This window comes from Fibrobacter sp., from assembly GCA_012523595.1.
In the GTDB taxonomy this organism is placed as follows: Bacteria; Fibrobacterota; Chitinivibrionia; order Chitinivibrionales; family Chitinispirillaceae; genus JAAYIG01.
Genome location: JAAYIG010000158.1, coordinates 29163 through 49242, shown reverse-complemented (window position 1 = coordinate 49242; position 20080 = coordinate 29163). Strand labels below are relative to the sequence as shown.

Here is a 20080-nt window from a genome sequence, read left to right as displayed (position 1 = left end):
CTTTCTTTTTCCTTTTTGTGAAATTGAAGAAGATGATAACCACCTCAAGGGGGAATTCTCAATTTGATTAAGTTGATCTGGGGATGATTTCTGGATATGAGAAAAGGTGTTCAATTTGAAAAATCGTTTAGTCGCTGTGTCACCTCCGGGGTGAAAAAATGAAATTGCAGGGGACGGACTTTCTTTTTCCTTTTTGTGAAATTGAAGAATATGATAACCGCCTTAAGGGGGAATTCTCAATTTGATTAAGTTGATCTGGGGATGATTTCTGGATATGAGAAAAGGTGTTCAATTGAAAAATCGTTTAGTCGCTATGTCACCTCCGGGGTGAAAAAATGAAAATCTAAAAGGAATACTTTCTTATTTCCATTTTCAAAACAGGATTAACTAAAATACATTTTCGATGATAACCTTCAATACGCCTAAACCACCTACTACACTCCCCTTTATCAATAAATTTCATCAATGAAATCTAAACAGAACTTAAACGCTTTTAAAAGCAAAAAAATAGTCCGTCCCCTAATTTTCAGACACTATCTACATTCTACATACGTATTAAAAACAACATAGAACTTTAGACACATCAAAGGACCAGCCCTATTCTCTTCAATATTGAAACCGCTCTGAGAGCAGCGATAATCAGTACATCTGTAGCTTATGTTTTGCTCGTGGTTGCTCAAAGGATGAGACTCTGCAGTATCGACTACCTGGCATTAGCCGGATCAGCTCTTATGAAAAGAAAAAACAGCGGTTCAGCGATGCTGGGATATCTTATCTTCCTTCTCACAGGCATTCTTATAGGCCTGCTCTATGCAGTCACGCTCTCCGTCTGGGGGGCCCCATCCTGGTGGCGAGGACTCATTTTATCAGTACCTCATATATCCATCTCTATGGCAGCAACACTGATATTGTGCAGGGATTGTAAGGTTCGCCAGAAACTCTTTCCCTCCCCCTCACCCCACCATCATCATCCCGCATACAGTATTATTATCATTATCATGCTTCACAATATCTTCGGGGCTACGATGGGAATCTTTTATAATGTATAGATCAAGTACAAAAAAACCATAAGGCAATTCTAATACTATTTGAGCACGATTTTTTCCAAAAAGACGGAATTGTCAACTTCAGCCCTCATAATACAGGCACCATCAGCGATACGCTTAAAATTCACATTGCATACACCGCGGTTAAAGTTCCTGATACTGCCTATCAATCTGCCCTGAATCGTGTAAAACTCGAATTTCCAGTTTTCAGTTCCGTTCAGATGTGACTGGATTGTGAGTGTACCTGAGTTGGCAAACAATGAGAATGGTTTCGAGGTGCGGGCTTTAAATTTACCTTTCAGGCTCCTTACTTCTGTACCTGTGATCAGATTCTGCGGTGTATATTCTCCGCCCCAGTATCTTGTGAAATTGTAGTGCCTTTTCTGCTGTGGCCTTGGGGCAGGACATCCGGAAGCAGCCTTCGACAAATCAACTGTTCCATTTGCATAAATATACGCTCGTGATTCTGTAAAGGTTATGATTTCATCCCTGCCATCACCATTCATATCTCCTGTCATCATGTAGCCATCATTGAAAGAAGCTACTTTTTTCACTTTTCCGTCAAAGAGCGCCGGAGGTTCCGGACCCCGCCAGATCATCAGATGATCAGTTCCATCACCATTCCAGTTATGACACATATATGCGATACTCCCCCATCCGGAACGTGTCTGATAGTAGCTTGTTTCTCCTGTACTTGAAAGAACAAATATTGCTTCACGTCCGGGAGATCCTCTGTCAATACGGTCCTGACCTCCTATCTCCAGCCCCGGCTGATCTGGAAGGAAGTCACCTATGGCAATATTTTGCGGTTCCACTGGCTGGTTGTTTCTCCACATCAAAGTACCGTCCTGATGATACACCGTAACATCATTTCCACCTACCGCTATCTCGGTTCCGTTTGATGGATTCTGATCGATATCCCCAACCCATATACAGTCTGCATGCCCGCTCTGATCCATTGACCAGATTTTTTTTCCATTGCTTTCCAGGTAATCAAAACCGCAGATAATCTCATCAAAACCATCATTGTCGAAGTCATACGGCCATGGGTAATGACCAGTATTGCCCTTGTAAGTCCACAGCACTTTCCCCATTCTGTCAAGAGCCCAGATTTGACTGTAACGGTCCTTCAGGATTATATCCTGGGGTTTTTCGGTTCCGGAGAGATTCGCAATAATGATGCAGTCATGAGCATCCTTGTGAGGATAGGAAAATGAGTATTCCTCGGCCCCGCTTTGCCCATCAAAGACTCTGAACTTTCCGTTCATGCATGCCAGCACCTCATTAAAGCCATCACCATCGATATCATACACCTGGGCCGGAATATCGGAGCCTGCAGATGCGCCATTTGCCGGATTTCCAATCTGCCACAACCGGGTTCCATCGAGAGTAAAGGCCGTAAGACAGTTTACCTCATGTCCTATATATCGATCGTCATCCATGCGATCGGGCTGCATTATTATAATCTCCAGGCAGCCATCTCCGGTAATATCACCCAGAAGCATTCTTTTTCCATTTCCGGCACTGCTGATGTCGATTGTTTTTATAAGCAGGGAATCGGAGAAAAGAGAATAGAGAGGGAGTAATAGAATCAGACAGAAGAGATGAGGATTGGTGATTTTTAACATGTTTTTCCTCTTTAAAAATGTAAGAGTGGACAGAATTTTTGCATATATAAAAGAATAAGGGATTTTTTATCATTGTGTGTCAGGATGATAATTACAGGGGAAAAAGTGTAGTCTTGATGGACTACAGGGCAGTTTTTTTTAATCAGTGATGAACTATCTCTTTCATTTCAAGGTATGGACCAGGACTCATTTTTTCTCATTTCCTTTCCCATTTTGACATTCCTTTGCTGGGGCTGCCAGTTTTTAGCTGAAAAATGACTAGTAAAACACATATTCTTCAGCGAAACAGTTCAATTACCCAGTTTTACACTCCCCATTATCATCCGGCATGTATCTTGCAAACATCTTTTATTCAAGACAGATTCAAATGAGGTCTCTGTGTTATCAGAAATAAGCAGCAAAACTGTTTATACACAAATCTTGACTTTATACTTACATTGTTCATTCAATAGCGCCAATTTGAACGGTTTACATGGTGCAGGCAAATCTTCTCCTGGGTTGAGTACACAGGTGCGATGAAGGCTAAAATTGAGAAGAGTGCCTGCACTATTTAAAAATATCAAATCAAAAGAGTCTCAAAATACCTGGAAACTTACTTGCTCTTTAGCTGACATCTCTGTGATCTTCTTTTCTTGTGAAGCAATCCGTAAAGTCGAAATAAGCTACGCAATTATATGGAAGTCCACCCTGACTTCGTGTGATCCATTTCTTATGGACTTTCCTAGGTCGAACAATCTACACCTCAACGAATCCTGTTAGTTACTGAACAATTCAGCCCGTTCCCCGATGTATTTTGTAAGACCTTTATGCCTTCAATCATTCTAATCGAGCCAAAATTTCAACACCTTGAAGTTCTCTACCCCCAGATCCTTTTCCTTCTGGAAAGCAACTTCAATGTCACTGTTGCCACAAGTGAAAAAGCCAGAAATGTAGATATCCTGAAATCGCTGGAAAAGAAGGTCAACTTTATTGTAAGAAAAAAGAATGAACCTTTATTTCTGTTCCTTTTTCGGATAAGCAGAAAAAAATACGACCTTACTATCTTCAATACCCTCGAAGGATCAACAGTTCAGTATTCATACCTTCTCTTTTTTAGAAAGCTGCAAGTAGTCCGGGTTGTACACAATCTGCCTCCGGACCAGCCAAAATCACTTCTTTCTTCAAAAATTCAGTCCCGAATAGAAAAATCTATCAATGGTTCTGTCTTCCTCAACAGACAACTTGCGAACCTCTCAGGATTCTCTCCTGATTCCAATTCCGGCTACTTCTATCCTGTTTTCTTTGATGAATTCCTGAAATCACGGAATATTAAACCGGAAAACTCGGGCTGTACATCTGTTCCCAAACTGGGTGTGCAGGGAAACGTTGAGGAACTGCGGAGAAATTACACAGGCCTTATCGAATCTGTCAGCAGACTATCTGAAAAGCATAAGCAGAAAATACAGGTACATATAATTGGAAACAGCTCAAACCAGTTCGGCTCTTTTCTTAAAGGCAACGTGAAAAAAAATGGGCTTTCTGAAATATTTCATTTTTATGATGAATACCTGAGTTTTAAGAATTTTTTCAGAATCCTTTCCAACATGCATTTTCTACTCCCACTTATCGACAAAACTCTTCCAATTTTCTCCAGATATGAGGGTAAGAAAATAACCTCGACCACCAGCATGGCCCTTGCTGTTAAAAAACCACTTCTTGTCTCCTCAGACCTCCCTGTTGAAAAAAACATCACCCCAATAGCCCTGTTCTATCCCGGGCCGAATCTTGAGACAGGAATACTGGAGGCGCTCAGTTTGACAGATACCGAATATGCGAAACTTGTATCTAACTTTGACAATCTGGATGAGACATCTTTTAGATGTCAACATGACAGCTACATGAAGATTATCGGTAAAGCAATGATAAGAAATAAATAGCGGTATCGCCTCAGAGATTGATCAGAACACCCTTTTATGCAGCTTCGCTCTTCTGTAGTACACTGGACAAAACAGCTGGCATAATATCGGGATCCTGACCTTTCCTGGCTGCCAGTATACGAAGCTCCTCTATGAGTATAGTGTTGTTCTGTTGAGCACGCTTTTTAAGCCCTGATATAAACTCGACTGTTCTTTTCTGTATCTGCTCCCGTAAATGCCATGCCCTGTCGATAAATGTTATAAGCCTGCCGGAAGTGATATTTTCAAATGGAGGCATATCGAGCCCCAGTTCCTCAAGCAGACCGGAGATTTTTCCGGAGTAAGGTAGAGGCACAAATGGGATGGTCTGCAAGGCAGCAAAGATAAGGAAATGGAGCCTCATTCCGACTACAAAATCAAGTTCCTTCATGATTGACATTATCTGTAAAGGCGTGTACTCTGCATCAAGTACACTGACAAACTGCGGCCATACCATCTTCGTGATTACCGCATAGGAGTGATGCAGATCGAATAGAGTTTTCCGCTCCATTGGAATAAAGACTATCTGTGCACCATAGCGTTCTATCATGAAATCTGCAGCGTTAGCTATAACTTCATGGTAATGTTCTACTTTAAGATCCGGCGCAGCTCTTCCAGGCTCCCTTACCGACATTCCAATAAGCTTCCTCCCTCTGACTATTCCGGTATTGGAAAGAATATCAGCGATAGTCTCATCTGGCTCCAGAGCAAACACAGGATCAGCAGTAACAACTATCTCCCTGTGTACCCCGATATCTTCGAGCAAGCGCCGTGATAACCTGTCACGGACAGTTACAATAGAAGCGTAATCAAGAACTTCCCTGACTATCTTCTGTGACTCAGGGTCCCTCAGAGGCCCTGCTCCAACGGCATAAACCATGAAAGGGATTCCTTTCTCATGGGCAATCTGAGCCTCACGCAGATACTCCTTTACATCTACATCAAAAAGAATTCCTCCACCCCCGACAATGAGAATATCCAGATCCATCACTTCCAATTCAGACTCTTTTCTGCTTAGATCTCTGATAGCAATAGACTTTTCAACTTTGTGCCTTTTTAGAGTATCTTCGGGATCCCGGCTGAAAACGACAATCTCCGCTTTGATCGAGCTTCGGATCTGGCTGATTATGGACTGAAGAATCGCCTCATCACCCATATTCATTCCACCATAAGACCCGGTTATTCCGATCCTGACAGGTTTGTTCGGTTCCATATCTGATAACTCCAGTTCTGCTTTCGGGTTCTATACTACCGGGATATTCTTCTTATGTCAATGGGAGGTTCACCAGCTCTGACTCTTTTCCCCTCTCTCTCATACTCCTCCGCACCAGCTTCAGCTTCCCGGAGATACTGGTTATTGCTTATCAGCTTATTGTAAAGATCACTGTATGATATGTCCTGAACAACAGCATCGGCTTTGTCAATTGCAAGTACGGCGGCAGCAGCTGCAGATTGCCCCAGAACCATGAATGTTGACTCCATTCGCATCGAGCAGAAAGCGACATGTGAAGCTGAGATACATACAGACACAATAAGGTTGACACATTCAGTTCTTTTCGGTCTCAAAGTGCGATAGGGAATGGAATACGGAGCAGGAACAGCCACCTCGATATTGCCCTCATTTATAGTCCGGCCATTCTTTATTATTCTTTTACAATTGTGCGAATCCATTTTAAAAGAACCCATCCCAACAGAATCTTCGATCTGATTTTTCCCCAGAACATCTGACTCGGTAAGGACATAATCAGAAATCATCCTCCTGGCCTCCCTTACATAAAGTTGAGGCGGCCAGTTATCTGTATCCGTGAATTCATCAGGTGCAAGGCCCCATTTTGCAGTCATAGCACGGACCCTCTTTGGCAGACGTTCATCATTTAACAAAAACCAGAACAGTCCCTGCTGATAGTCAAGATGATCCTGGTAGATCTCCTGACGCTCCTCATAGCTGCCCTCAGGCCATCCCTGGCTTTTCCCGATATTATCTGTGTTAACTGCCCCCCAGTTGTTGTGATCAGCTTTACCTCCGGGTAAAGGAACTGTCAGATCGAATATATCAAAAATTCCCATGTTTATATACCTCTCAGCCAGGGCATACCTGAATTTGTCATAGTTGGCAGGCTTGGGGAAGGGAACTCTGTTATCTTTTTTTGTCAAGCACAGGCGAAAATTATAAGCCTGAATTAGATCATCACCCTCGCCATTAATTCCTGGAGGATATGTACATATTCCAGGAAGCAGACCACTGTATATATCGCCGGGAATCCGGTATGGATCCACAAATCTGGTAAAGTTATGATGAGGTGAACCAAGGTGTACCCCGCTGAATGCCTCACCATAGACCTCATTGGATTCACGGCCTGAAGTATATGAAACTCCTGCAGCGGCCATAAGATCTCCCTCATAGGTCGCATCGATATATACTGATGCCCTGAAAATATCCCCGCTCTCAGTTATCAAACCGGTTATACGCCTCTCAGGTGACATCTCCACACTCATTAGCCTCTGTTCACGATACAGATTCACTTTGTATCGCTCCAGCCAATCCCGGAGAATCGACAAAGCAACATGAGGCTCGAAAAACCAGTGCTCCTCAGTACCATATATGTTTCCAAGCTCCTTGTGAAACTCAAGAGTGATGCCCCCTATAGCATCCTTATCCCCGATATCGGTAGCACTTAATCCTGAAGTTGTCATTCCACCAATAAATCGGCTGAATTCCACCAGGTTAACCTTTTTTCCTGATCGGGCAGCCTCAACAGCAGCAACTATACCGCTTGCAGTAGCTCCATAAATACAAATATCCGATGTGTAAGTCCTGGACTCATGATCTTTTTTCAGGGGGTAATAGTATTTGCATCTCATAGTCTTTTCCTTGCTTGTGGGGATGAATGGTTTCTGTGATTCTAACTTTTGAATTTTTTTTATTATGAAATAGTGATATTTCGCAAAATGGCAGATAATCCAAATACAGAGTTAAATTCTCAACAAGAAGCATGCCATATTCTAATGCGGAGAAACAATCACTCCTGCTAAAAGCAGGAATCCGGAATTATTCTTTTTCTATGTCAACTATTTCCGATAAGTCATGTTTTCCTTCGATACAGAAGTAATCATTATTATTTTCAGGAAAACAACAATGAAGCCTGAGCAAAATAAAATAGACAATGAGGAATACAGCAATATGGCTCCCAATAATGACAATCAGGACTTGTTTAATATTCCACACCCTCACGACCGTCTTTTCCATGAGTCGATGCAGGACATTGACATTGCCAGGAAACTCTCTTCTTTAGCATTGTCAACAAACGTTCAAAACCATATCGATTGGAAAACATTGGAGATTGTAAAAGAGAGCTGGGTTGATGAAAAACTTAAGGAACATCGCTCAGATGTAATCTATCGTGCAAAAACTCTGGAAAACGATCAATGGGTATACCTTCTCTTTGAGCATAAGAGTTCTCCGGATAAAAGAATCCATTTCCAGCTTTTACGCTATATCGTGGAGATCTGGGACCAGCATGAAAATCAACATGGGATAAAAGGTCATTATCCACTGATAATTCCGATTGTGATCTGCCATTGTAATGATCGACCTTGTAATATGGACAATAGCATGAAGGATAACATCGCAATTCTAGAGGGTACCGATCATGTTATTCCGGATTTTCACTTTTTTATGCTTGATTTATCTCTATTAAAACCGGAGCAAATAGATGACAGTTCTCCCTCTGATGCAGGAACAGGTAAACTCAAGATGCTTCTGCTATCCCTTAAGTATAGCAGAAGTCCGGAGATTTTGGGTGTTTTACCTCAAATTATAAGGATATCAGAAGAGGTCGAGGCTGAAAAATATGATTATCTGTATGTGGTATTAACCTATCTGGAATCTGTGATCAGTGAGGAGATGTCAGATCGGTTCAGGAATATAGTGGTGATAGGGCACAGAGGTGGTGAGACATATATGAGAACAATAGCAGATAGATTTCGTGATGAAGGACGTGAGGAAGGGCGTTTGGAAGGGCGTTTGGAAAAGGAGAGAGAATTAAAGAAAGTAATTGAGCAAAAAGATGCTGTGATTGAACAGAAGGATGCTGTGATTGAACAGAAGGATGCTGTGATTGAACAAAAGGATGCAGAAATCAAGCAGGAAGAAAAACTGGTTTATAAAATAGTCCGGCGAATGACTCTTAAAGGGATAAACCTGCAATCAATCCATGATCTTACAGGGCTTAGCAATGAAGTAATTGAGAAAATTATAAAAAGCTCTTGATTTTCTTGTTTATTGTGATGTTGCTTTGGGGAACTCAGTCCGGAAGACCAGAACAGACAGGAGCATGTTGCAATACCTATGTGTAAAAACCAGCCAACATCATCCACACAAAACAGAAACCCAGAAATCATCCAATTTGAAACTACCCAATACTGCCCCATGGCTGTAAAATATCCTGCTCTACACCAATAAGATTCATTACCTTTCCAACCACAAAATCGATAATATCCTGAACAGATCCGGGATTTCCATAAAAACCGGGTACGGGAGGACAGATTACAGCACCCATCGATGCAGCCCTGAGCATAAGCTCAAGATGTCCCCTGTGGAAAGGCATCTCCCGTACACACAACACAAGCCCCCTGCACTCCTTCAAAGCTACATCTGAAGCACGCGCAAGAAGAGTATCCGTATATGAATTTACAATGGCAGAAAGACTCTTGATTGAACATGGAAGAATAACCATTATATCAAACTTATATGATCCACTTGCCACAGGTGCAGACAGATCATTATTACTGTATTTGTAATCAGCATATTTCTCTACTGATAATCTGTCAAGACCTGTTTCCAGCCTGATTACTTCCTCAGCAGCATCGGTGATAATAAGGTGAACTTCAGCACGGCCTCTTAAAAGCTCAAGGAACCTTATGCCATAGATCACTCCCGATGCACCGGTAATGCCCAACAGGATTCTTTTCATCTTCTGCAGTCCCGGCGTCAAAAATTGATCCTCACAACAAGCTGCCTTACATAACCGTCTATACACGCGATCCATTTACCGTCACCGGTTTTGTGTGCGTCAAGATGATGCATCCCATGACTTGTCCAGCCCGACCTCCCATTGGACAACACCGGATTAGATTTCCAGGGCTTTTCTGCATACTCGGTAGTAGATAACCTGGTAATCTCAAAGGCGTTAAGCGACTTACCGTAAGTTGGATCACAATCCTGAGCCAATCGATAAATCTTCCCCTCGTGCATTATAATCCTTCCACCCGGTCTTGCGATATTTGCATCATCTTTCACTATCGGACTCATCGGATGCTCCTTCCATGCACCGCGAAGATCATCGGTATAATACAACCGCAAAGAATTGTTACGGTAAGGGTCCGCCCCGGCCATAAGCCACCACCTGTCTTCATGCCTGAATATCCCATGGTCACCAAACTCACCCTCCAGCAGAGTCCAGAGAAATTCCCAGCGACCAGGGAAATCAACTGCACGGTAAAGACGTAAATGCCTGGCGGTGGCACTCTCCGGAATCATATAAATCTCGCCATCCCACTCAAAAACATAGGGGTAGGAAAGATGAAATGGTTCGTCGAGCACTATCTTGCTGTATTCCCATTTGTAACCATCCCTGCTGACCGCCAGACCAATATCACCCCTTCCGTCAAGAGCATTCAAAACCTCAAAGAACATATACCATGTCGAATCCCTGCGAAACATAAAAGGATCAGCAACAAAAGAAGCTTTAATATCTGTAATATCGGAGGCTCTGATTAACGGATTTTTAATCGACCCGGGCTCCATAACCTCAAGTGGTGATGTTCCCTCAAAGATGCCAATTGCCCAGATATTCTCCTTTGAAAAAGAAACCGGGTGCTTTAAAGCAAGCCCGCCTGCAGCCAGAAAAACTGGAAACGCCACTGCAATCAGGACCTTGATTTTCATAAGTTTATACTTCCTTGATTCTAACTGGTGAAACATATTTTTTGACCATATTTGCCTGAACTTCCAGATATTATGTAATGAAAAATCCGATGCCGATTCCGATACTGACCCCCGGTATCAAAACGTCGGGTATGATTTGAACTATGTTAAAGAACTTTTATTAAAAAGCTTGCCTGCCCGCCCGGAATACTGAAAAAGTGTGAACAACCTGCTTTTCAAGAGAAAATTCTGGACCAATTGACGCAAAGCTGAACCATGAAAATCCGTCATCCCCAGACTGGAGAGAACTGAGAAAATCTGATGGTCTTCAGCACCCGCTGCTCCCACAGACATACCCCTGAAGAACGTCCCTTCACGTATACTCACCCTCTTTACCTCAAAGAGAAAAGCATTCTTGTTTACACTGGGAATTCCTGCATAATCAAGGAATGGCCCATCCTGCACTCTCACTCCCCTCTTTACATACCCTTCCAGTACGATTTCCGAATCAGCAGGAACTTCCAGATCAACACTCCCGCACCGTGCAAGCCTCAGAGGCTCACCCGTAAATCCTCCCGCCAGCATAAACTCATCGCTTCCATAGGGAACTCCGGCTGCAGCAGCCAACACTGCCGACTCGGGAGCACCTATAGCCACAGCAAAAGCAAGATCCTTTCCACGACTCTCCGCCTCAGCCATATGTAAAGCAAGATGACTCCGCGGAGAAACACTCACTGTCGTCTGATTCCGCCCGACTATCTGCATCCTGTAGACTCCAGCATTAGAAGATCCGGTCACAGGATCTTTGCTCACATTGATATGCCAGGTCCCGATATACCTCCCCCCATCCTCTCTGCTCCACCAGGGCACAGGAAGATCAAAAAGATTCACCTTCCCGCCACTCCAACTTTTATAATCTCCGGTAAACTCAGAGATTTCCGGTCGCAGAGTACTCTTACTCCTCCTCTTCAATTCCCGGATAAAACCTCCCCTGGAGAACCCAGGCTCCATCCCCAATGCAAGCGCCATAAAAGGCAGTGATGCCATCCCGCCAGTGAAGAGACGGAAACCGTGATAGTCACGTATATTTTCAAATAGCAAAGGAGTACCCTTTTCGTTGCGGGCAATCTCCCCGATCTCATATTTCCAATCAACACTCCTCTTTACACGCTTTAAAAAACCATGCTTATCGAGAATATCAATAAACTTCCGAAGCTCCATTTTTCCAGGTCACCCTCTGCTCTTTAACATCTTCTCAGCCGCAGCCCATCCATCCATGAACGCATCCTCCATCGAGAGATACTCCCAGGAACCAAAACGCCCCGCTGAATAGATCCCGATGCTCTCCAGAGCCCCTCTTATATGTTCAAGCGCCTTTACCCTGCGATTGTCAAATATTACATACGCATAGGGAATGTCTATTATATTAACAGCCTCAATATCGTCCTTACCGGAAATAAGTCCCATTCTCCTCATATCCTCAATACATCTCTCAACAGTTGCCCCACGATCTATCCCCATTACAGGATCATAGGAGATCTCCAGATAAACTGAACTGCACCCCTCTGGAGCCATGTGATCCGAAAAGTTATGGGTGAATCCTATCCGGTGAAACAAAAACTCCTCCTCAGGCACATAAACCCAGTGCCGCTCACCAAGACTCCCTCTCACGCCAACATTTACATTTAACACTGAAACATGTTTCAGCTCCGACACTCTCTCCCTGAGATCCCCCCCATCCCCCATCGATACCACAAGCTCCGGAAGCGGCTGAGTGGAGATTATCCCATCGAATGAAACCTCCTGACCCAAAGACGTATAGGCCTTGCGCCTCTCAGTGTCAATCCTGGTAACTTTCTCACCAAGGTTTATTTTCTTTCCGGTACATAAAGCCCCGACAAGCGTTTCGATTCCACCTTTATCAGGATAATAAAACTCGGTGTTGTATCCCAGAGACCCCGAATTATCACTTAATGCCCCCTTAAGAAGAAGCTTGAGATCAGAACTGGGAACAAATCGTCCTGTGCAATCAGGGGTCATCTCTGCGGGATGACGCCTGTAGAGCTTGGAGTTGTAAGGAATCATGAAATGCTCTGCGATTCCCTTTCCAAAATGCATTTCAATCCAGTCCCCGAAAGAGGCGGCATCCCCACTGGATCCACTGAAATACTGCTTACTGTACTCGTATATACACTCTACCACCACATCAACGGGAAGCCCGTAGAGATTTGCCTGAAAAGGATACCTGGTATACACATTCTTGGAATAGATCCATGCGCTTCTGTTTCTTTTATTGAGTTTCTCACCCATGAGAGAAAAAACGAGATCTTGAAAGATATCGTTGCGAAAGTGAAGAAGATGACCAGTATAGTCAAAGAAAAAATCCCCTTCCCTCTCTGTCCTGCATAATCCACCCGGTCTGGATTCCATCTCGAAAATAATCGGATCAACACCCTCTTTCTCAAGCCTCCATGCGGCTCCCAGTCCCGCCAATCCGCATCCTATAATAACCACATTCTTCATGACTGAAGCAGATCCTTTCACTTCTCGTCTATGTTACTTCTCATATACACGTCGAACAGAAAGACCTGAAAAACAAAAGCTAACTTTTCTTCTTCTCATCGTAGAGTTGACGATAAAGAATCTGGAGTTTGCTTGTAAATGATGACGGATGGAAATTGGAGAAAGCCCTCTTTCTTCCATTCTGTCCCATCTGTCTTGCCAGCTCATTATTGCTGATAAGCTTTATTATCGCATCAGCCATCATCCTGCTGTCCCCCAGAGGAACCAGAATACCGGTCACCCCGTCCTCCAAAAGCTCCGGGTTACCGCCCACATTTGTAGCCACCACCGGAAGACCCATTGCCATGGCCTCCAGTATCACGATGGGACACCCCTCGGTTCTTGATGGAAGGACAAAAAGATCCATATCCCTTAAAGCCTCAAAAGAGTTGGATTTGTACCCTGTAAAGGACACCCTTCCACCAAGACCAAGCCTCGAACAGTGCTCTTTTAACACCTCCTCCTCAGGCCCGGTTCCCACAATTGTCAGATCCGCATCCGAAATCTTTCTCGAAACCTCCAGCATGGCATCGAGAAGAACATTGACACATTTCTCCTCCGAAAGCCTCCCCACAAAGCCGATTCTCTTCCCCAATGATGGTGTAATTTTGCGGGGAGCCCTTACCGCCTCATCATACTTTTCCAGGTTGAAAGGAGGATATATCACCTCAAAATGCCCCCCGTTCCCTGAGTTGAGCCATTCCTGTTTGATAAAGTTGGAGGTAACCATGAACCTGTCGGCACGATCAATTAAATAGCCGGCCAGAGGCTGCATGAGGCTGTCACGGAAACGAGACAAAGGAGAATGGGCTATGTTTTTAAGAGTCATCTCAGTTGCCACCACTACAGGCACCCCTGCCATACGGGCGGCCATCGTACCGTAAAGGTTTGCCTTCAGTACGTGAGTCTGAACCACATGAGGCTTGTACTTCTTGAAAAAATCGTAGAGAGCAAAAATCCCCCGGGGCTCGTTGTAGAGTTTCTGAGGCACGTTAAGATTAAAAATCTTCCCTCCAAGCTCCTCAAACCTCTTCCCGAAAGAGTTTTCCTGGTATTCATAAACACATACACCCAGCTCATAACGCGCATGATCCAGGTTCTGCGCCAGAATCGTGAGTATCTCTATTAATCCGTTGTAAACATTAAATGATTTATAAACATGCACTATCTTCATTTTTTCCATAAAAGGTAAGTCCCCCAGACATTAATCAGACATCGTATCTGAACTGTTTATTTTTTTTACTTACAACAATCGAATACTTCTTTCTTCTTTATTACCAGGATAACCCTATTATCATGCAATTCAGGATCAAAGGAGGCGCGCAATCTCCCTGGCATGGTACGTTATAATCAGATCCGCTCCCGCACGCCTGAAAGCAGTCATAATCTCCCTCTGAATCTCATTGTCATCAACCTGCCCGGCTTTCACAGCCTGCTTGATCATCGCATACTCTCCGCTTACATTGTAAACGGCAAGAGGGACATTGAAACCTGTGGAGATCCGGTAAACTATATCGAGATAAAACATCGCTGGCTTCACCATCACTATGTCCGCACCCTCCTCGATATCGAGCGCTATCTCCCTTACAGCCTCATCGGAATTGGCGAAATCCATCTGATGAGTCTTCTTGTCACCAAAGGCCAGAACCCCGCCGGTACCGTGTTTGAAGAAGATATCGTAGAGTCTTGATGCGTACTTGACAGAATAGGCCATTATCGCCCTCTCGGAAAATCCGTTCTGATCCAGAACAGTTCTCATCGCCTTTATCTGCCCGTCTAGCATTGCCGCAGGAGCCATCATGTCGGAACCAGCCATGGCATGGGAAAGAGTCACCTTTTCGATAAGCTCAAGCGATTTGTCGTTTACGAGATAACCGTTTTCCACGATACCACAATGCCCATGCTCTGTATACTCACAAAGACAGACATCGGTGATTACAACTGTCTCCGGACTCCTGCTCTTTATCTCCTGTATAGCTCTCTGCACTATACCATCGGATGCATAAGCCTCCGATGCCATCGGGTCCTTGCTCTTTGGTATACCAAAGAGTAGGACTGCCGGAATCCCCAGGTCCGAAATCTCCTTTACCTCATCACCAAGTTTATCCACCGAGAAATGATAGCTCCCCGGCATCGCCTCAATCTCTCTGCGAACACCCTTTCCATGCACTACAAAGAGAGGATAAATAAGGTTTGATGGTGAAAGACAGTTCTCCCTGACCATACTGCGGATAGTCTCATTTCTGCGCAGACGCCTCGGACGCTGAACCGGAAAAGCCATATCTCCTCCCGGGTTTATTTGACAAGATGGAATGGAAGAATTTTTCCGCTCGGGGTGGCCAGAGGATACTCCCGCCTCACCCTTACATGCCGCGCCTGATCCCACATCACCGATCCTGACTGGGCCCATGATTCGGGACTGCTCTCAGCCTTTTTCAACAAACCTATGAAAGTACTCACAACCTTGTTTTCATCAATTTCTCCCAGTCTTGGACTGATAAGGAGCCTCAGCCTGTTTAACCCCTTCTCATCCTCCTCCTCAATCAACTGATAATCGGTGCTGCAGCCGCCAAATTTTCCCGGAAGCTCTTTTTCGATTATATGAATAAAATCGGTGTCCACAAAAGTTACACCCTCTCCTGTCAATTTCTCATAACTCCTGATATTAGCCACATGGGTATCAAACCCGATTTTCCCGTATCTACAGTCAGTCTGCTTTGTGTAAACAGTCCCGTAATCCCCCATCCCAACATTGAGAAGCAACTTGGGAGATTCGTAGAGAAGAGTCGTGAAGAGAAACGAATCGACAACCCGGTCAAAATGAGGCACATTGTGCCTGTGAGTGATTATGGCAGTTGTGTCTTTGTAAATATGACAATGATCACTCTCATCACTGCTGTGCGTCTTCTCACACCCCGCGGCTATAACCCCCGCCTCGGAAATCCCATACACCGGAATAGCAACAGCCCCGGCAGCCTCTATCTCTTTTTTCTTCTGATGTGTAAGCGTTTCTCCTGTAACCAGAAAACGGGTCCCCTTGATACATATCCCGCTCTCCTGTGCTGCCATACATACCCTTACAGCAGATGTGGCAAATGTGTAGATAACACAACTGGGGTAGTAATCAAGCATCGATGATGCCCACTGGGCGATTTTGTGGGCATTGTTGAGATTTACATATTCAGGCCTGGCCATCTCCACTCCATGAAGACGTGACATCCAGAAAATCAGATTCGTTCCCCAGGTCTTCTCCCAGTTCACCTTGATCTGAGCCTTCTCAACCTGTGAGAACCACTTCCGGGGAGGATTACCGATACGGGTGAAACGCAGCGATGAATTGATACCTGGAGCACCCGGGAAAAGAGGAAACCAGTTGGCAATCGGAGATGTCAGGGAATCGTGTGCAGCCAAAAGGAATGCATCGTAGAGAGAACGCTGCTCCAGGTAATCAAAGTCGATTCTCACCCTGGTGCCGGCACTGCGGGTAGCACCACTTCTGACCTCATATACATAAGAAAGAAACGGATTATCGAACATGCTCTCTTTACATAGAAACCTTAACCCGTTTCTATTCACTTCAGTCTTACCCTTAAACTCATCTACAGTGAAATACAATCCCTCATTTAATAGTCTCTCAAGCGTCCCCTCTATACCAACACTCTCCACCCAGCTTTTTACATCGGAAAACTTTATCTTCTTCTGCTCCAGAAGCTTCAAATACGGACTGCGGGAGTAGTTAAACACCCCCTTCTCAACAATATTGAGAAAGTTTTTTTCCCGGGAAACTATACGCTCCTTTAAAAGATTGCGGGCATGGTCCAGAGCCTCAAGAGGATCAATCCTCTCCTTGAGATACTTGCGTAACCCCAGGACAAACCGCACATACTTGCGCATCGGTAACCTCCGCTTCAAGTTCAGAGTTTACAAGTGGAGAAAAGATACTGCAGCAGAAGCTGCTTTAGTCCAGGTAATGCTGCAAAAGCCTTGCCAAATCAACTGCGTTTCAGGTTACTGCTGTACTCCCGAAGCACAATCTCTGAATGCTGCAGAATTTTATTGACCATGGATTTGGTAAGCAGATCAACAACCTGGCGCTGCTGATCGGGAATTTCCAGATTCTGCAAACCATCCCTTCTGATCTCCTCCGCTTTTGACCTGATCGATACAAGGGTAGGAAGGATATCGTAGCTTTTCATACACTCCACCAGCTCACAAACCTTTTTCTCAATTATGGAGACACCCTTCTCAGCCTCCCTGCGGCGCAACTCGGCATTGGAATCCACTACTGCCCTGAGATCATCGATATTATATAGATGCACATTCTGAAGCTTTGACACTTCAGGATCGATACTGCGGGGAACAGAGATATCTACCAGAAAAACAGGACGCCCCTTGCGCAGATTGAGATAAGAGCTTATCTCCGAGGATTTAATCAGAAAACCAGGAGCGGTGATAGAACTGATAATTATATCGGTACCGGGAAAATACTCCCAAATCTCATGAAGCATTATTGGAGTACCGTTAAAACGCTCCGAAACCTCCACTGCCTTCTGGAAAGTCCGATTAGCAACCACCACCCCGCTTACACCCGCACTTATAAGATTTCTGACCGTAAGCTCACCCATCTCCCCGGCACCGAGTATCATCACTCTCTTATCTGTAAAAGTATCGAATATCGACTGTGCCAGCTTTACAGCAGCATAACTCACGGAGAGATTCTTCTCACCGATTCTGGTCTTACTGCGCACCTTCTTAACCACACTGAAAACCTGAGAAAACAGATGATCCAGTGCATGGCTCACCGCCTTGTTCTTCACCGCCCTTAAGTAAGCCTCCTTTACCTGCCCAAAAATCTGAGCCTCCCCTATCACCATGGAATCGAGTCCCGATGCAACCACGCATAGATGCCTCACCGCTTCAGAGCCGCTCCTGGAGTAAAGCACATCATCAAGAGATCCACTATATTTGTGAAAATCACGGAAAAAATCCTTGAGTATGTTTCCCCTGCACTCCTTTAGCATTGCATAGAGTTCAACCCTGTTGCAGGTTGAGATAATCACACACTCCTGCACCTCCTCCTTGGCAAGCAGGAGCCGGTAAGCATCATCAATCACATCATCACCAAAGGAAAGCTTCTCCCTCACCTCAACCGGAGCAGTCCTGAAACTAAGCCCAACCACACAGAATAACATCCCCACTTTCCCCTGTAATCTGTTTAATACCTCAGCTCTTCAAGCCTCTTCACCCCCATCACCCATACCAGACAAAGGATAAAGCCTGAAGAAAACTGAACAGTTGAATTTTATCAAACCGCAATACACATACCAAACAGGAAGAGAATCCCCTTCTCCTTCAGCCTCTGCCAGCCATCAGGTATCTCACACCGGAAAAGCGCAAATAACGGATAGCTTTCAGCACCTCATGAATACAGGTTCGCTTCAATGCCTGCCTGAGTGCAGCCTTCCTGCCTTTCACAGGATTCACCCCATACTCCAGCACCTCAGGCCAAAGCCTTTGAATAACCCTCTGATGAAACCTGAAATCGGGCCAGCAACGCTCCGATGCACTCACAGAAAGCATACTCTCAAGTAAATCTTTGCAGCCAAATGGTGAGAAACTCTCAAATGATATGTCATATTCGCTAAAAGACATCGATGCCCAGTTACCTATCCGCTGCTCCCAGTATAGAAGATCCAGCACCGAATACCCTGACTCCCTGACCCCGCTTAATCCCTCCAACCAGTTCCCAAACTGATTCACCGCAACAGTACTTGCCTCCATAAATGCCAGACTCGCAAGAGAAAATCCACTCAGAGGAATCACCCTGGGCAGAAAGTAAAAGTTACGGGTAATCTCACCACCATTACCATTTATCACCACACACTCTTTGCCGCACTCCTGGAAATGACGATACAGCGCATAGGCGTTTATACCCTTGTTACGCCTGGCAGTAGTCACATTTCTGCGAAAGATCCTCTCAAAATCGGGATCAATATGCTCTGAATGAAAAACGATTGTGTGCTTGAGCCCCAGGCGTGGAAGCATGACAGAGGGGATAACTATATCAGGCCCGGAAACCCCCAGATTTTTATGGGTGTGAGTGATAAACTGCATCCCTGAACTGACCTCACGGCTGGCCGCCAGGATTATCCTGCTGTCAAGACCGGCAGATATCGCCAGCGCAGAATCAAACCTTCTGCACAAAGCCCTGAAAGCACCTCTCCACAACTCAACTACATAATCACAAACCTCCTGATCATCTCTTTTTATCAACTCCTCCACCGGCCAGTAACGGATCTGACTCTTTGAGGAAAAATCGAGGTAATGGTTCGGAAGAAGATGCGAAATCTCCCGATAAGCAGTCACTGTCCCGGGATACCAGTACTCCTCACCGGCAAAAAGAGGAATCCCGAAAAGGTCCCTCTCTATCTCTCTGTCTGTGTGAAAACCGAAGTATTCTGCAAGTATCGATGACTGAGAGGCTACCCAGAGCCTGCCCGCAGAATCAGATGTATAAAAAAGCGCCCTGGCACCCAGTGGATCACTGAAAGCTGCCATCCTTCCGTTTATAGAAGCAATTATTATGTAACGCCCGAACATTCTCTTCAATGCAGTAAACAGTCCTCCCAGAGACCAAGCCGTTGAAAACAGTTCATTTACGATCTTTTCATCGGAACGCTCAGGGTAAAGAGGATCCAGAATGTAACCCAGTAAAAGCAGGAAATTTCGCTCGTTCCTGATCAAGGTGTAAGAGAGGTCAGGATGTGCCAGGAGAAAATACCTGTTTCCTACCTCCTCTCTTTTCCATCCAGGGAAAGCATTTATCCGACGGGGAGAAAAAATAAACTGACGCCTGAACACATGTTTTTCATTATCCATAAGAATCTCCTGACAGCAATTATTAAAGCAAGTCTCATGACAGATAGAAATAATGGTGAGTTTCAGATAAGAGGATTAAATCAAAAACCCGGTAGTGTCAGGAAA

15 protein-coding genes are annotated in these 20080 nt (G+C 44.6%); 3 read left to right on the top strand and 12 right to left on the bottom strand.

All coding sequences use genetic code 11. The features are described from left to right. Nucleotides 1–731: 731 nt before the first annotated feature. Nucleotides 732–1049 carry a hypothetical protein gene (locus GX089_10690; GenBank protein NLP02953.1) on the top strand — a complete coding sequence of 106 codons (318 nt, stop codon included), beginning with the start codon at nucleotides 732–734 and terminating at the stop codon, nucleotides 1047–1049. 35 nt (nucleotides 1050–1084) lie between these two features. On the opposite strand, the gene GX089_10685 is transcribed toward GX089_10690, so the two are convergent. Then, the gene (locus GX089_10685; GenBank protein NLP02952.1) at nucleotides 1085–2674 is read right to left on the bottom strand and encodes a hypothetical protein; all 1590 of its coding nucleotides are present in this window, start codon (nucleotides 2672–2674) and stop codon (nucleotides 1085–1087) included. An 806-nt stretch (nucleotides 2675–3480) separates the two neighbouring features. Between GX089_10685 and GX089_10680 the strand changes: the two genes are divergently transcribed. Then, complete coding sequence (locus tag GX089_10680; GenBank protein ID NLP02951.1) at nucleotides 3481–4590, top strand: hypothetical protein; 1110 nt, start codon at nucleotides 3481–3483, stop codon at nucleotides 4588–4590. Between the two features lie 34 nt (nucleotides 4591–4624). Here the strand turns inward: GX089_10680 and GX089_10675 are convergent, their stop codons facing one another. Together GX089_10675 and GX089_10670 are read right to left on the bottom strand one after the other, a co-directional pair. Next, the gene (locus GX089_10675) at nucleotides 4625–5821 is read right to left on the bottom strand and encodes a polysaccharide pyruvyl transferase (GenBank protein ID NLP02950.1); all 1197 of its coding nucleotides are present in this window, start codon (nucleotides 5819–5821) and stop codon (nucleotides 4625–4627) included. Between the two features lie 35 nt (nucleotides 5822–5856). Continuing rightward, nucleotides 5857–7470, bottom strand: a complete 1614-nt coding sequence (locus GX089_10670) for an FAD-dependent oxidoreductase (protein NLP02949.1) — start codon at nucleotides 7468–7470, stop codon at nucleotides 5857–5859. A gap of 274 nt (nucleotides 7471–7744) precedes the next feature. Here GX089_10670 and GX089_10665 point away from each other — a divergent pair, with 274 nt between their 5' ends. Continuing rightward, nucleotides 7745–8878, top strand: coding sequence for a hypothetical protein (locus GX089_10665; protein ID NLP02948.1), 1134 nt, complete (start codon nucleotides 7745–7747; stop codon nucleotides 8876–8878). 142 nt (nucleotides 8879–9020) lie between these two features. On the opposite strand, the gene GX089_10660 is transcribed toward GX089_10665, so the two are convergent. The 9 genes from GX089_10660 to GX089_10620 form a co-directional block, all read right to left on the bottom strand. Continuing rightward, a complete protein-coding gene (locus GX089_10660) occupies nucleotides 9021–9581 on the bottom strand; it encodes a UbiX family flavin prenyltransferase (protein ID NLP02947.1) in 561 nt (186 codons plus the stop codon). A gap of 17 nt (nucleotides 9582–9598) precedes the next feature. Continuing rightward, complete coding sequence (locus tag GX089_10655; protein NLP02946.1) at nucleotides 9599–10555, bottom strand: glycoside hydrolase family 32 protein; 957 nt, start codon at nucleotides 10553–10555, stop codon at nucleotides 9599–9601. Nucleotides 10556–10696: 141 nt separating this feature from the next. Next, nucleotides 10697–11755, bottom strand: coding sequence for a UbiD family decarboxylase (locus GX089_10650; protein NLP02945.1), 1059 nt, complete (start codon nucleotides 11753–11755; stop codon nucleotides 10697–10699). Between the two features lie 9 nt (nucleotides 11756–11764). After that, nucleotides 11765–13057, bottom strand: coding sequence for an NAD(P)-binding protein (locus tag GX089_10645; GenBank protein ID NLP02944.1), 1293 nt, complete (start codon nucleotides 13055–13057; stop codon nucleotides 11765–11767). A gap of 79 nt (nucleotides 13058–13136) precedes the next feature. Beyond that, nucleotides 13137–14279, bottom strand: a complete 1143-nt coding sequence (locus tag GX089_10640; GenBank protein NLP02943.1) for a glycosyltransferase family 4 protein — start codon at nucleotides 14277–14279, stop codon at nucleotides 13137–13139. Between the two features lie 126 nt (nucleotides 14280–14405). Beyond that, entirely contained in the window at nucleotides 14406–15377 is a 972-nt protein-coding gene (gene hemB / locus GX089_10635; protein ID NLP02942.1) for a porphobilinogen synthase, read from the bottom strand. Nucleotides 15378–15391: 14 nt separating this feature from the next. After that, complete coding sequence (locus tag GX089_10630; GenBank protein ID NLP02941.1) at nucleotides 15392–16990, bottom strand: hypothetical protein; 1599 nt, start codon at nucleotides 16988–16990, stop codon at nucleotides 15392–15394. 98 nt (nucleotides 16991–17088) lie between these two features. Continuing rightward, nucleotides 17089–18288, bottom strand: coding sequence for a glutamyl-tRNA reductase (locus GX089_10625; protein NLP02940.1), 1200 nt, complete (start codon nucleotides 18286–18288; stop codon nucleotides 17089–17091). 160 nt (nucleotides 18289–18448) lie between these two features. Beyond that, nucleotides 18449–19975, bottom strand: a complete 1527-nt coding sequence (locus GX089_10620; protein NLP02939.1) for a hypothetical protein — start codon at nucleotides 19973–19975, stop codon at nucleotides 18449–18451. Between the last annotated feature and the right edge of the window lie 105 nt (nucleotides 19976–20080).